This is a genomic window from Psychrobacter sp. AOP30-A2-5, assembly GCF_052378115.1.
Classification (GTDB): domain Bacteria; phylum Pseudomonadota; class Gammaproteobacteria; order Pseudomonadales; family Moraxellaceae; genus Psychrobacter.
In genome coordinates, this window is sequence record NZ_JBQSXK010000007.1 from 103,260 (window position 1) to 118,190 (window position 14,931).

A 14,931-nucleotide genomic window follows, 5' to 3' on the forward strand; every position below is an offset into this window, starting at 1 on the left:
TTCTAGGTGCGCTGGGCGCACCCTACGCTAACTAATCAAAAACAGTAATTGAATGATATCCAAAATTTAACGGATACTCTGATACAACCTTCTCTCTTGCATTCAAGTCTTCTATCTCCCTCCAAAAGCTCCCATAAGGTTTAGGAGTTAACTTCAAAGATATCTCCTTTTTATTTATCGCTTTTTTAATATCCTTATCACAATACATAGGTATTTCAAAAATAGTATTTCCAAAACAGATGGTTCCTACATATTCAAAAAAATCTTCTTCTAACACTTCATTTTCAGATGTATCTTTACTTCTATGTAAAATACTTACATAAGGAGAGCTTAAGTTATTGTAAGGCATAAATGTAGAAACTACTTTTATAGGTATTTGATCTGAAATCTTATCCAACTTATCATCTATTAAAAAATTTCTAACAACCTCAAAGTACATTCTATGCTCTCTAGGTAGTAAGCCATATAAAACCTTCATAAGCCCTTTATAAACATTTATAGGAGTATGTTTTGCTATTTCACAAACGTAAGTAAACTCTTTATTCTTAAAGTTTAAATCTAAATTATCATTAATTGGTATAATATAACTACCTTTTTCTTCTGAAAACTCAAACCCCTTTTTTCCATTCTTGGAGTAAGAACTAATATACTTTCTCGTTTTGCCTTTTATTTTACTAAATACTCTGCGAGGTCTTAAATATTCACTAAGCTCTCTCTCTCTATAGTGTTGCCAAATTCTGAGTTGCACTGATCACACTCATCGTAATGTAATAAATACTTATTCCCTAAAAACTCTGGGATTACATGTGGTTTATTTTTAAAACTGACATCAGGTTCACTTTTTAAGCAAAATGCACATTTTTTAACACTTCCTTCAAAAGGATAAATATAAGTATCTCTATCTAGGCTAAGATAATCCCTATTGTCAAATATGGAAACATACTCTTCCATATTTTCTGCAATTTTTTTAGAAAGTCTTTTATGGCTCAGTCTATCACTAACTTTGTGCTTACTCTCACTATAAGTTATTGGATAAGAAACCTCGGCATAATTAGCATATAGTTTCTTATATTTACTTATATCAGCATCCATACCCTACTCCCCAACCATCGCCAAAAACTCTTCCTCACCCACTACTTTCACACCCAGTTTCTCCGCCTTAGCCATCTTCGATCCAGCCTTATCACCTGCCAGTAGCGCAGTCGTTTTTGCCGAGATGCTTCCTGAGACTTTTGCACCGAGTGCTTGCAGCTTAGCTTTGACTTCATCACGCGCCATGCTATCTAGCGCACCGGTGATGACCCACGTTTGCCCATCGAGTGGCAATCCTTCTGATGCGACTTGCTCAACCTTATCCCAATGCACGCCAGCTTCTCGTAATGCAGTAATGACTTCGATATTGTGCGGTGCGCGGAAGAATTTATAAGCAAGTTCAGCAGTGATCGCACCGACATCAGGCGTTTGCAGTAGCTTATCGATATCAGCAGCCATCAAGCTATCAAGGTCACCAAATTGCTGCGCCAAGTTCTGCGCCGTCGTCTCACCGACACCGCGAATACCCAGCGCGTAGATAAAGCGCGCGAGTGTCGTATGCTTACTGGCTTCGATAGCACTAAGGATGTTCTGTACCGACTTTTCGCCCAGTTTCTCAAGCGTAATCAGCTCGTCTTGATGATTGTGCAACTGATAGATATCAGCGACTGTCTTCACCAAGCCATGCTCAAAAAAGCTAATCAACCAACTTGCGCCTAAGCCATCGATATCCATTGCCCGACGCGAGACAAAGTGGATAAGTGCCTCGACCTGCTGCGCGGGACAAAATAGCCCACCAGTACAACGTGCTAACGCTTCATCTTTGGGCAACACCACAGGCGAGTCGCATACTGGGCAGGTCGATGGCAACATAACAGGCTCTGAGTCTGCTGGACGCTGATCTGTCCAAACACGGGTCACTTTAGGAATCACATCGCCTGCACGGTGAACGCTGACCATATCGCCTGCGCGCACATCCAAGCGCTGAATCTCGCCAAAGTTATGCAAGGTGACATTGCTGACCGTGACGCCGCCGACTTTCACGGGTTCTAATTTACCAACAGGCGTAATCGCACCAGTGCGTCCGACTTGCCACTCGATAGCATGCAAGCGGGTCATGACCGTTTCGGCAGGGAATTTATAAGCGGTTGCCCAGCGCGGCTCACGCGATAAAAAGCCAAGCTGCTGCTGCAACGCCAAGCTATTGACCTTGATGACCATGCCATCAATCTCAAACGGCAGCTCGCCACGTGTTTCCTTTACCGATTCATAATAAGCTTGAGCCTCGCGTGGATTTTGTACCACCTCGACTGCACTGACGGTAAAGCCAATGGTCTTTAGCCATGCAAGCGCTGCTGATTGGGTTTTGATATGCTCAGGTAAACCTTGATTGACTGAATAACAGTAAAATGCGAGCGGACGGCTGGCGGCAATGGCGGGATCTAGCTGACGCAAACTCCCAGCAGCGGCATTGCGTGGATTGGCAAAAGTTTTGTCGCCCTTTTCTTCAGCAAGACGATTCAAACGCTCAAAACCCGCTTTCGGCATCAGCACTTCACCGCGCACTTCTAATAATGGAATATCGCTTGCAGCCGCGAGCCAAAGTGGCAAATTGCGAATGGTTTTGGCATTTTGGGTGATATCTTCGCCCGTTTGCCCATCGCCACGTGTGACCGCTTGTATAAATTTACCATGAGCATACTTGAGTGATACCGCCAAGCCATCGAGCTTTAGCTCCATCTCATATTCAGGATTTTTCTGTGAATCATTGAGACGATCATTCACGCGGCGCATAAAGCCATGTAATTCATCATAATCAAAGACATTGCCAAGCGAGAGCATAGGAATATCATGAGTGACTTGGGTAAAAGCCGATAGCGGCATGTCACCAACTTGATTGATTGGGCTGTCTGGCTGTACCAAATCTGGATATTGTTCTTCAAGCGCCAACAAAGAGCGGCGCAACTGATCGTATTCGCTGTCTTCTAAAATGGGATTATCAAGCACATAGTAGGCATAATTGTGCTGCTTAAGCGCATCGATAAACGTGCGCATCTGGGTGACGATAGCATCATCATTTTTTATAGGATTCGCAGTATTGATGTCTTTATTAGTGTCTTTATTAATGTTTTTAGAGGTAAGTGGTGAGATAGGATCAGTCATAGTCGGCGTCTTTTTCTTTGCAATTCAAGATGCCGATATGATAACAAGTTTGTAGGATGCTCGGATATAGTCGATCCTATATAAATTAGATACTGTGTCAGGCTCGCTCAGTCTACTATGTGTAGTACTTTCACTCACCTTCCTTGTATCTAAATTATCTTGAACCGACTCTAGCATTTTGCAGAAACTAAAGCCCATTAAAAAAGGCAAATAACGTCAATCGCTATTTGCCTTTTAGAATACTGCTAATATGAATCAGCTTTTATTAATCAACCTGTATTAATACATTAAAACTAGCCTTCATAATCGCGAACTTGGTTACGCAATTGCTGCTTGTATTCAGGGGTGATTGGCTCGTTCTCTTCATCGAGCATAATGGCATCCAAATCACTTGCCATCATGTAAGCAATACTCATCATACTATCGAAGCTACGCAGCGCTTGTGGATGCGGCAGCGATAAGAATACTACCACACCATTATAAGTATTGGTCGCCACGCTATGCGGATCAAAAGGCGCGATGCCACTATCAGTGATACCCATCATACTGAACCATAGCATGCCCGTACCGTCTTTTTGCTCATAACGATGGAACATATTCATCGCGCCATAGCGCAGACCATACTTATCAATTAATGCCAATAAATCACGACCACGGATAATCGCGGCTGGACGGTCGCGATATTGATGCGGCAAAATAGTGATATTAATGTTGTCTTTGGCATTGATGAGTGGACCGTTTTGCGCTTCATCCACTGGCTCTGATAAATGCTGATCGAGGATCGGACTGTTATTATCGAAGCTTGGCTCGTCTGCGGTATCAATAGAGGGCATCAAGCTGTCAGTTGCCGACATCAAGCTTGAAAACGCATCCTGCTCTTGCTCGATATGCATTTGCTCAGCGACTTCTACAAACTCGCTGTTGTCAGCACGCTGCTGCTCTGCTTGCCAGCGCACATAGTCAGCATCATCTATTGTGCCAGTATCGGTGTCAGTATCGCTGTCATTAACATCCGCATGCCCAGCTGTCAGCTGCGTATCAACATGGGTATGAGATTGGGTCAAAGGCTCGTCTTCGACCACCGCATTTAGATAACTGCGATCAGGGGCGATACTTGTTTCGCCAGCGACTGTATCATCCAAGTCTGGCTGATCGACGATATTGCGTTCATGGCGCGGTATGATAGGAATACCGTTTTTATCATAATTGACCGCTACCGCTTCAGCATTGCTGCGGCGCTTAAAGCTACGAATGACCATAAATAGCCCTGCAAGCATGATAAATGCGGCAATGGCAATCAATATAAACTGAATAGCGGTCATAAGAGATACATCCTAATATATGACAAAAGGGAATACATAAGAGGGAATAAATGGCAATAGTCTAGCATGGCTAATGAATATCGTCACCATATAGTCATCGTTTACCGTGAGGCTGACACACTTGCGTGACGTTGTAATATTGTAATATTGGCACATCATTTCTAACTATACCACTGACAACTGCTGCCAGTTATCAATTATTTTTGCTATTCAGCGCTGCTCTTAATCAGAAAGGTAACGCGCTGCCTCATCGAGTGACACACTGACCAAGGTAGAAATCCCTGCGCTTGGCATGGTCACGCCCTTTAATTCATCGGCAATCTGCATCGTTAATTTATTATGGCTGATAAAGATAAACTGCAAATCGTCTGCTAATTCATGAATAAGACTGGTAAAGCGAGCGACGTTGGCATCATCAAGTGGTGCATCGACTTCATCCAGTACACAAAATGGCGCGGGATGCTGCTTAAATATTGCAAAAATCAAACTCAGTGCAGTAAGCGTCTTTTCACCGCCTGAAAGCACAGCTAGACGGCTATTACGTTTGCCTTTTGGCTGTGCCATTAAAGTGAGCCCTGCCCGCCACTGTTCTGATTTTGGCGCATTAACGGGCATATCATCCGTATTGAGCGTTAAACTGGCCTGCCCGCCACCAAACACTTTGGCAAATAAATTGGCAAGCTCAATATTGACGGCATCGAGCGTCTGCATAAATAGCGTTTTGGTGGTCTCATCAATCGAAGCAATCGCCTCCGTTAACGTCTGCATACTGGCAGCAATATCTGCGGTCTGCTGCGCGAGTGGTTGTAGGCGCTCATTAACCTCTGCCAACTCTGCCACGGCTGCCAAGTTGACTGCGCCAATTTTGCTTAGCTGCTGCTCAAGCTGCACGCGCTCAGACTCAAGCTCAGTGATTTTATCTGGGCGCACACGGCGATCATGAGCGATAAAATCTGCTAATAAGTTTGAGACGCTCATCACTTGTTGCTGATGCTGTGGACGCTGCGCTATGTCTGATTGTGCTTTATATTTATGACTCACCTTATAATAAGCATCTAGCGCTTCTTGCGTATGGCTACTGGCATCCTCTAATTTTGCAGCGCTTAATGCCAACTCGGTCGAGTGATTGGCAAGCGCATTTTGCTGGGTTTGCAGTGTATTTTGCAAGCTATCTAGCTCAACCTGCTGCTGATTGTATTCTTGCTTGAGCACCGTTAATGCAGTTTCTCGCCCTGTTAATACTGCCTGCTGCTCATCGCGCGCGGTCTGTGCTGTTTGCAATGCAGCTTGCAGTGCTGGCAATGTACTTTGCTGCTGCTCATGACGCGTCTTTAGATTTTGCTCGCTTTGTAATGACTTTTCAAATTGCGCACTTGCCCGAGCAAGACTGCTAGTGCTGTGCTCTAGACGCATCTCGCTCTGCTGAATACGCAGCTGCATTGCTTGCCAAGCGTCATCATCTGCTTGACGGTTACGACTTAGCTCACTGCGCTCCGCTTGTAATTGCTGAGTTGCCGGACGAGCATCGGCGATTTGTGGCGTTAGCGCTGCTATTTTGCTTTGGATATCCTGCTGTTCTTGATTCAGCGTTTGTTGTTCTTGCTCTAATTCTTGTTGCTCTTGCTCAAGGGTAACTTTGTCAGCATTGAGGCGTTGGCTGTCCGCTTGCAAACGTTCAGCGTTGGCGCGCTGAGTAGTGAGCTGTTGCTGGTATTGATGCTTATCACGGGTTAATTGCTCAGCTTGTGCTCGAGTTTCCTCTAAGCTAACTGTTAATGCATCATAGTTACGCTGGTCTTTTGTAATCGCTTTTTTCTGCGCTTCTATTTTGTTCTCAAACTCATCGAGCAAGTCTTCTAACGCTTGCAAACGGCTGCGCTGCTGCAAACGCTGGGTTAAAAATTGACTGTTGCTGTTATTGCTACCATTTTGTCCATCTTGCGCACCAGCAAATTTACTTAGATTCATCGTACCCTGACGACTGATAAGCCAGCCGTCAGTCGTTAGTAAAATAGCTGACGATGGCAATACTTTTAAAATCTCAGCAAGCGCTTCTAACGTTTGCCTATTATCTGTCTCAGGCTGTGCAATATATAAATAGCACTGCCGCCAAAGCGCTAAGTTCGGTGCGCTAATCAGCTGTGATAAAGGCAGTATTTTATCAATCAAACTCTCAGGCAATTCGCTAACCAGTGGCTTTGTATTTACCTCGTTTTTCTTAGCGGATAGCCACAAGCTATGACCCGTTTCTATTTTAATTAATGACTTTTCCACTGTATTGGTTTGCGCATTTTGATAAACAAATAAATCTTTTAACTCATGCTCAAGCGCCTGCCATAAGCTATGCGTTTGCTCGGAGTCAGCGCTCACGTTATTAACATTTGGTTGATAAGTTTGGTTAGAAACCAGCACATGGCTGTCTAACCATAATGCCAACACACTATCAAGTAGCTCTGCATGCTGCTGCCCTTTTGCGCTTAACTCAATCTGGTCACGCAAGGTGGTAATAGCTAAGTCTTTATAATCCTTGGCTATATCATTTTCTAAATCACTTTTAACATCAGCAGTTTTTGCATAAACAAGCGGTTGCGATTTTGGTGTCGGCTTAGGATGCAATATTTGATGCAGGGTATCGTACTCACCTGCCAATACGGCGTGGCGCTTCTCATTTTCGCTCAACTCGCGCTGCTGCGTGTGCAATTGCTGTTGTAAATCCTGCGCTTGCGGTTGTAGCTCAGACAGTCGCTCATCGACGCTGTCTTGTTGGCGTTCAATCTGATGCAATTGTTTGTTTAGCTCGGCAACTTGCGCCACTAACGTCTGCTGCAAATTATTCGTATCAGAATTATCTTGCAAACCAGCACTTGTAACTGGTGATAGTGACTGTTGTAGTTGCTGCCATAAATGCTGCCAATTTTGCTGGCGACGCTGCCATTTATCATGGTTTTGCTGATAACGTTTTTGTGCTTGGCTATTAATCGCTTGCTGCTGTTCAAGCGAGCGCGCAGTATCTTGCAGCCTTGATAGCTGGTTTTGTGCATCATGGTAGGCGCGCTGCAATGGTTGCTCGTTGCGTTTATGCGCTTCACGTTTAGTCGTTAATTCAATAAGCTTCGGACGCAATCCTTCTAGCACAGTCTGCTGCTCGGCTTGCTCAGCCTTTAAGCGATTTATCTCATCGACTGCTTGCTGACGCTGTTGATCCAAGCTGGCTAGTTGCTGCTCAATAGCGGTCAGCTGTGACTTGGCATCACCTAATTGATGCTCTGCTTGTTGATAGCTTAGCTGCTGTTGATAATGGTTGCTTTGAGCATCGTCTTTGAGCCACTGCTCTTGATTGATATGAGCAGCAAGTTTATCTTGCTTGGCTTTTAGGGTCTCATAGTTGGCTTGTAAAGTTGATACTTCAGTGGCGCTGCGCTCATGCGCTATTTTTTGCTGCTGCTGGTTATGCTTGGCTTTATATAGTTGCTGAATGGCGAGCTGCTGTTTGATATCAGCTAGTGTTAGCGCTAATTCCTCATAACGCTCAGCACTAGCGGCTTGTTTAGACAGACGTTTTTGTTGGCTGACCAGCTCGCTTTGCATATCATGCAGGCGTGCCAAATTATCTTTCGTTTTCTCGAGCTTCTTTTGGGTTTCTTCACGGCGTGCTTGATAGCGTGAGACCCCTGCTGCCTCTTCGATAAACTCACGCAGCTGCATTGGGCTAGACTCAACGATACGCCCAATCATACCTTGTTCAATCACCGCATAACTGCGCGCGCCAAGTCCCGTACCCAAGAACACGTCGACGACATCACGGCGACGACAGCGCGTACCATTGATAAAATAATCTGAGCGACCTTCCTTATTTACCTGACGACGAACGGACAGCTCTTGATATAGATTAAACTCATGGCGAATACCGTTTTGCTCATCTTGCGTATGCTCGAAGGTTAGCTCGACACTAGCGACACTTTTGGCGGATTTATCTTGCGTACCAGCAAAGATAACATCACTCATCGCGCCGCCACGCAGCTGCTTGGCAGAGGTTTCACCCAGCACCCAACGAATGGCATCAATGACGTTAGATTTGCCACAGCCGTTCGGCCCGACAATGGCGGTGATACCATGACGAAAAGTAAAAGTCGTTGGATTGGCAAAGGATTTAAAGCCTGCCAGCTTGAGAGATTTTAGGCGCATGAAGGATCAGTAAATATGGCGAAAACAGGCGGCTATTCTACCTGAAATTGTGACGGATTTTTAGGGTTTGTGAAGGATGCTATAATAGGGCTGAAAATAATAATCATTCGTCTAAGTATCAAAAAATAAGAGTATAAAAATGCCTAACTATAATCCGCAAGAACTACAGCAAAAATATGAGCAATGGTGCAAACTACATCGCCAGCAACTCGAAGCGCAGCAGCAGTTCTTAAAAGCTGAAGCATTACAAAATGAGTTGAAAACTTACTACCTAGACCCGCAATGGATGACAGATCGTGAAGCGGATCTGCCAATTGAACATTCAGGTGATGAATACTCTATCTTTAGTGAAGATGCGCTGTGGAGTATGCTCAGCGACCATGATGAGCTAGCAAGAAAATGGATGCGTTTGGGGCTGGATGCGATTGATAAGAAGTAGACAGCTATTTTATCTAAAGTCGTAATGAGCTTTAGAATTAGAGTCATAAGTGCATAAACGATTTTGAGTGAAGGCTTTGATTGAAACCCTTCAATAGTTTTTGCTCGACTTGGCAAATCTCATTTTCATTCAAATAATGATTATTAAACTCAATCAGTGACCGCCAAGAGATACTCGCAACTTCTAAATGGGCAATTACTTCCAATAACTCAGGCTGTAATAAGTGTTGGTATTTTGCTGGCTTGCTCTGACACATAGCTATTTCTTGATTAATTAGGCTTTGCTTATCCTCTTTTATAATACTGCCGCCGATAAACAGTAGTAAAAACTTTGCACCTTTATCAATTAAGCCTATTTCTAATAAATACTTGTACATTAAGCAGTACTTTAATATTTGGTCAGCGTTTTTCTTGCCATTAAGCTTTAATTCATTGGCAATCAATATATTTGCCTCATGGTTATAAGATAAATTGTCCATGAACATAGCTTTTAGTTCGGTACTAAATTCAAAGATGCCGCTATTGCCGTGTGTTGACCACGAACCACACTGTTCAAATTTAATGAATTGCCCATAAAATAGGTTTAGATAAATGTCACTACATAAACTCAGAAAAATATCGAACTCTTTATTTAGATAATCCTCAGAAAAGAACTTTACGCGGCGGACCGCTTCCCTAGCATTGCAAATACCTATCGTTTGAGTTGAATAAGTTTCTAATTGTTCAGACTCACTCATTTTTTGATTCAAGTTTTTACTAACAGCTTGCTCGATTTCTTGTAAGCTCTTATCTTTTAGCTCTGGAACCATTGCCCATTCAATAATCTGTCTTACATATTGCTTTTTGCTAATACCGAGAACACGCTGCGGCTCCCATACTAAAAACTCTACCATATTGGATAGACCAGTCGTCCATGGTATCTGGTCTTTTAAATGACTGATTTAACCAAAAACACGGCGATACTTTTCTGCTGCTTTCATTCTATTAGTATTCCCAAATTACAGCTCTAATTCTTATTAAAAGAATAGACACTTAAATCACCCCAAGCCCACTTAACAACAGCTGCCCACCAGCAAATAGAAGTAACACCCCAAAAGCACGCTTAAGCGTTAGCGCAGGCAGCTGGTGCGCAAGCTTCGCACCGACTTTTGCCATCGCAAAGCTAGCGACAGAAATACATAAAAATCCCGTGATATGCACAAAGCCTATCGTGCCCTCAGGCAGATTGACCACGTCTTGCCCGAACCATGCAAACCCTGCCGCGCCAGCCAATGCAATCGGTAAGCCACAAGCGGCAGACGTGCCGACCGACTGCTTCATCGGTAACCCCGCCCAATTTAAAAACGGTACGGTTAAGCTGCCACCGCCAATACCAAAAATAGACGACGCCATGCCAATCCCTGTACCCGCGCCGAACTGTACACCAGTTGACGGTAGCGGTTTACCCAGCTGCTCTTTATTGGACAAAAACAGCATTTTTAAAGCAACCAATAACGCGCCGACACCGATGATGGCTTGCAATACTTTACCGTCAATCATATCGGCAATACCAGCACCGACCAGACTACCGATGACCAAGCCGAGTGCCATTTTGCGCCATACTTCCCAACGCACGCCGCCACGCTTATTGTGCGCAGTCATTGAGCTGATCGAGGTCACAACGATAGTCGCCAGTGACGTACCAATCGCCAAATGGGTCACCACTTCTGGTGAAAAATCATAAGCGGTAAAAATCCATACCAATGCTGGTACGATAATCATGCCGCCGCCAACGCCAAATAAACCGGCACTGACACCCGCAAATGCCCCTGCAATCACAAACCACACATATAACATCATCGAATCAGCCTTTTATCACACTTATTTTTATAAAAATTCTTTAGTTTTATAATCACTTACCTATCGCATTTGCTAAATCATAATCCGACCTTTATGCTGTTTATTTGATACTGTCTAATCGTGAAAATCTCATGACAATCGCCCAGTATAACAAAGATTATCCACGCTATATTAACCACATCGACGAAACTTATGCCGCCATTTTCCAATTTTTCTGACGACTCATTAGAGCTTCATCATTTACCACAGCTGAACCATCGCCACCTTGTCAGCAGTGCCTCCACCAATAGCGAGCTGATAGCAGATGTACAACATGGCACGTTAAATGCTGCGCAGATGCATTTACTGACCGCTGAAACCCAAAGCGCTGGACGTGGGCAGCACGGGCGCTCGTGGCAATCACCGCGCGGCAATGTCTATCTGTCGTTATATCATCCTGTTCATCTGCCGATTAGCGGTTTATTGTCACTAATCATCGGCATTGAACTGGCAAAAATGCCCGTTATTCAAATATTAAATGAGCAATTACGCGCGCAAGGATTGACGCCCATCGGCGTGAAGTGGGCAAATGATTTGGGCTTTTATCAACTGCCATCTGACTCAATGTCAAATGAGCCTAAACTGGCAGCACAGACCCTACCTTTTCATAAACTTGCGGGTATTTTAATAGAACCTGTTACCCAAACGGGCAAATTGGTCGGCGTGGTGATGGGCGTAGGACTTAATGTACAGGCAACGCCCAAACTCACTGCGCAAACCTGTGAAGGCATGAGTTATCAGGCGATTAGCCTACAGGATATTTATGAGAAGCTAAAACCAGAGACAGATATTGTGAGCCTACCAAGCCTAAAAATGCTTTACCAACAAATGAGTAAAGCCCTGCTAGCCGCGATGACACGCTTTGAGCACCTAGGATTAGAGAAGCCCACTGGTCAAAGCTATAATTTGGACAGCTTTTTAAAACAGTTTGAATCGATGGATGCACTGGCAGGATTACGCTTGCACGTTACTCAAGAGCATAACGGTAAAACAGATAGCATCACAGGTTATGCTTGTGGTCTTGATACACATGGATGTTTGCAATTGCGTCAAGATAGCGGTAAGATTTCTGCGCTTTTTACCGGACGCATCGACGTTATTGATAAGGCTTAAATCAAAGACCCAATGGGCACGATATAAAGGGATTTTTATGCTCTGGTTAGATCTTGGCAACACCCGCCTAAAATACTGGCTCACCGATGATATCGGACAAATAGTCGCGCATGATGCCAAGCAACATTTGCAAGCGCCTGCCGAACTACTAATGGGTTTGACCGATCGCTTCGAGCGTTATGCGCCTGATTTTATTGGTATCTCATCGGTACTTGGCGACGATTTGAATGTTAAAGTGTCAGAGACGTTAGGTCGTCTGAATATTCCGTTTGAGTTTGTCCATGTCGATGCCGCGCATGCTTTGATGAAGAGTGCTTATAATGACGAACAGCTCGGCTGTGATCGTTGGCTACAGATGCTGGGCGCCGTGGATAAGAAAAAACGTCAGTGCGTGATTGGCTGTGGCACAGCAGTGACCATTGACTTGATTGATCATGCTGAGCATTTGGGCGGTTATATTTTCCCCAGTATTTATCTGCAACGTGAATCACTATTTTCAGGCACCAAGCAAATCACCATATCCAATGGCACCTTTGATAGTGTTGGTCAAGGCATGACCACACAAGATGCGGTACATCGCGGTATCTTGCTCTCTATTGTCGGTGCCATCAATGAGATTAGCCATCGCCATCCCAACTTTGAAGTCATCATGACGGGTGGTGATGCAGCTATTATTTCTCAGCATGTTAATCGACCAGTACGCTTGCGTGATGATTTATTGTTGAATGGTCTGGCACGATATTTTGATCATACCAAACAGTCGTAATCATTTATTAACCTTATAAAATGATTAATAAAAAAGCAGTACGTTTTAGGCGTACTGCTTTTTTGGTTTAAATCTACTTAATTTTTCTTACTATTCTACGGCTATTTAAATTCAATCGGTAATGTAACGTTACCTTCTACTGCCCGCCCTTTTATCAAAAAAGGCTTAAGTCGAGCTTTGTATAGTTCTCTAATAGCCATTTTATCTATCCTTGCTACACCGCTACTCTCAATCACTTTTACATTTTTGATACTACCTTGCTTATCAACGCGCAATGAAAAAACCATTTCTAAATCTGTTCTCTCGCAAGGTCTGATAACATTCCCGTCTTGATCATAAGAACAATTGATTAAGTATCTATCCATAGAACGAACAAGTCGATCAAACTTTGGCGGTGTTAGCCAGCTAGCGTCTAGGGTAGAGAGCTGAATAATGGGTTCAGGACTAGACAAATCAACTATCTCTGCTTGTGCAGGCGTTGTGCTTACTATCATCGTAAACAATGCAAACATAGTGACTAACAGGCCATAGATACCTATAGGTTTTATATTAGTGAAAAAGGTAGAAGCTGTATTAAAAGATAACTTGGTATGTGATTTATGGGTCATTGTAAAATTCTTTTATTTCAGTCATTAAAAAGTGCCACGCTATGAGACATATAACGTAGCACATTTTTAGATTTTAAAATAAAATTATTCGATAAAAGTTAACTTTTAAACAATTTTTACGCTTTATTTGGTCTCGTTAAATAGCTCACGACCGACCAGCATACGGCGGATTTCACTGGTACCTGCACCAATCTCATATAACTTAGCATCACGCCAGTAGCGACCAAGTGGATACTCGTTGGTGTAGCCATTGCCACCAAATATTTGAATGCCTTCGCCTGCCATCCATGTGGCTTTTTCGGCACACCAAAGAATCACACTGGCGCAGTCTTTACGCACTTCTCTACTATGGCCAGCACCGCGCTGATCTAACATGTCCAAATTCTTGCCAACGGTATATAAGAAGCTACGACCTGCTTGCAGTATCGTATACATGTCTGCGACTTTACCTTGAATGAGCTGGAACTCACCGATGGCTTGACCAAACTGCTTACGGTCGTGGATATAAGGCACGACATTGTCCATCACCGCTTGCATGATGCCGATAGGACCTGCAGCTAATACTGCACGCTCGTAATCCAGCCCGCTCATCAATACCTTAACGCCTTCATTGAGACCGCCTAAGATGTTCTCTTTAGGTACTTCAACATTATTAAAGGTCATCTCACCAGTATGGCTACCACGCATGCCGAGTTTGTCCAGCTTTTGTGCTGTGCCGAAACCTTCCATGCCTTTTTCAACGATAAAAGCCGTCATGCCTTTGCCGCCTAGCTCAGGATTGGTCTTGGCATAAACTACCATCACGTCAGCATCGGGACCATTGGTGATCCACATTTTAGTGCCGTTCAACACATAGCTGCCGTCTTTTTCTTCAGCTCTGAGCTTCATGCTGACAACATCTGAACCAGCGCCTGTCTCACTCATGGCCAATGCACCGATGAACTCACCGCTGACCAGCTTTGGCAAGTATTTTTGTTTTTGTGCCTCAGAGCCATTACGTTTGATTTGGTTGATACATAGGTTTGAGTGCGCACCATAGCTCAGCGCTACCGATGCCGAAGCGCGGCTAATCTCTTCCATCGCAACCATATGTGCGACATAACCCATGTTTGATCCGCCGTACTCTTCAGGAACAGTAATACCATGCAGACCGATATCACCCATCTTCTGCCATAGATCCATAGGGAACTCATCACTACTGTCAATCTCGGCAGCACGTGGGGCGATTTCATTGACCGCAAACTGCTGCACCATATCACGTAGCGCATCAATATCTTCGCCAAGCTGAAAATTCAATCCAGGTAAACTCATAACTATTCCTTGTGTTTTGATATTTTTAAATTTCGAATTTTAATCTGTTTTTTAAAGCCACTGTAACTATATCTTTAATGCCATTTCTGATGCCATAGTCAATCCACTATACTAA

At 43.9% G+C, this 14,931-nt stretch carries 12 protein-coding genes; 3 read left to right on the forward strand and 9 right to left on the reverse strand.

The window, feature by feature from the left end:
- Positions 1-31 precede the first annotated feature (31 nt).
- The 5 genes from ACT3S4_RS07240 to ACT3S4_RS07260 form a co-directional block, all read right to left on the reverse strand.
- The gene (locus ACT3S4_RS07240; protein WP_444760804.1) at positions 32-748 is read right to left on the reverse strand and encodes a hypothetical protein; all 717 of its coding nucleotides are present in this window, start codon (positions 746-748) and stop codon (positions 32-34) included.
- A complete protein-coding gene (locus ACT3S4_RS07245; protein WP_444760805.1) occupies positions 694-1,092 on the reverse strand; it encodes an HNH endonuclease in 399 nt (132 codons plus the stop codon). The genes ACT3S4_RS07240 and ACT3S4_RS07245 overlap by 55 nt, the downstream gene beginning before the upstream one ends.
- A 3-nt stretch (positions 1,093-1,095) precedes the next feature.
- Positions 1,096-3,195, reverse strand: coding sequence for an NAD-dependent DNA ligase LigA (gene ligA / locus ACT3S4_RS07250; RefSeq protein ID WP_444760806.1), 2,100 nt, complete (start codon positions 3,193-3,195; stop codon positions 1,096-1,098).
- A gap of 293 nt (positions 3,196-3,488) precedes the next feature.
- Positions 3,489-4,517, reverse strand: a complete 1,029-nt coding sequence (locus tag ACT3S4_RS07255; RefSeq protein ID WP_444760807.1) for a cell division protein ZipA C-terminal FtsZ-binding domain-containing protein — start codon at positions 4,515-4,517, stop codon at positions 3,489-3,491.
- A 222-nt stretch (positions 4,518-4,739) separates the two neighbouring features.
- Complete coding sequence (locus tag ACT3S4_RS07260; RefSeq protein ID WP_444760808.1) at positions 4,740-8,702, reverse strand: AAA family ATPase; 3,963 nt, start codon at positions 8,700-8,702, stop codon at positions 4,740-4,742.
- A gap of 139 nt (positions 8,703-8,841) precedes the next feature.
- Between ACT3S4_RS07260 and ACT3S4_RS07265 the strand changes: the two genes are divergently transcribed.
- A complete protein-coding gene (locus tag ACT3S4_RS07265; protein ID WP_424517636.1) occupies positions 8,842-9,141 on the forward strand; it encodes a DUF4298 domain-containing protein in 300 nt (99 codons plus the stop codon).
- Positions 9,142-9,184: 43 nt separating this feature from the next.
- On the opposite strand, the gene ACT3S4_RS07270 is transcribed toward ACT3S4_RS07265, so the two are convergent.
- Together ACT3S4_RS07270 and ACT3S4_RS07275 are read right to left on the reverse strand one after the other, a co-directional pair.
- On the reverse strand, positions 9,185-10,033 hold the full coding sequence (locus tag ACT3S4_RS07270; RefSeq protein ID WP_444760809.1) for a hypothetical protein: 849 nt from the start codon (positions 10,031-10,033) through the stop codon (positions 9,185-9,187).
- A 139-nt stretch (positions 10,034-10,172) separates the two neighbouring features.
- On the reverse strand, positions 10,173-10,976 hold the full coding sequence (locus ACT3S4_RS07275; RefSeq protein ID WP_201604706.1) for a sulfite exporter TauE/SafE family protein: 804 nt from the start codon (positions 10,974-10,976) through the stop codon (positions 10,173-10,175).
- Positions 10,977-11,171: 195 nt separating this feature from the next.
- Between ACT3S4_RS07275 and ACT3S4_RS07280 the strand changes: the two genes are divergently transcribed.
- Positions 11,172-12,131, forward strand: a complete 960-nt coding sequence (locus ACT3S4_RS07280; protein ID WP_087813969.1) for a biotin--[acetyl-CoA-carboxylase] ligase — start codon at positions 11,172-11,174, stop codon at positions 12,129-12,131.
- Between the two features lie 37 nt (positions 12,132-12,168).
- Positions 12,169-12,897 carry a pantothenate kinase gene (locus ACT3S4_RS07285; RefSeq protein ID WP_045453617.1) on the forward strand — a complete coding sequence of 243 codons (729 nt, stop codon included), beginning with the start codon at positions 12,169-12,171 and terminating at the stop codon, positions 12,895-12,897.
- Positions 12,898-12,998: 101 nt separating this feature from the next.
- On the opposite strand, the gene ACT3S4_RS07290 is transcribed toward ACT3S4_RS07285, so the two are convergent.
- Positions 12,999-13,505, reverse strand: coding sequence for an energy transducer TonB (locus ACT3S4_RS07290; RefSeq protein WP_444760810.1), 507 nt, complete (start codon positions 13,503-13,505; stop codon positions 12,999-13,001).
- Positions 13,506-13,628: 123 nt separating this feature from the next.
- Entirely contained in the window at positions 13,629-14,816 is a 1,188-nt protein-coding gene (locus ACT3S4_RS07295) for an isovaleryl-CoA dehydrogenase (protein ID WP_443557886.1), read from the reverse strand.
- Positions 14,817-14,931 lie beyond the last annotated feature (115 nt).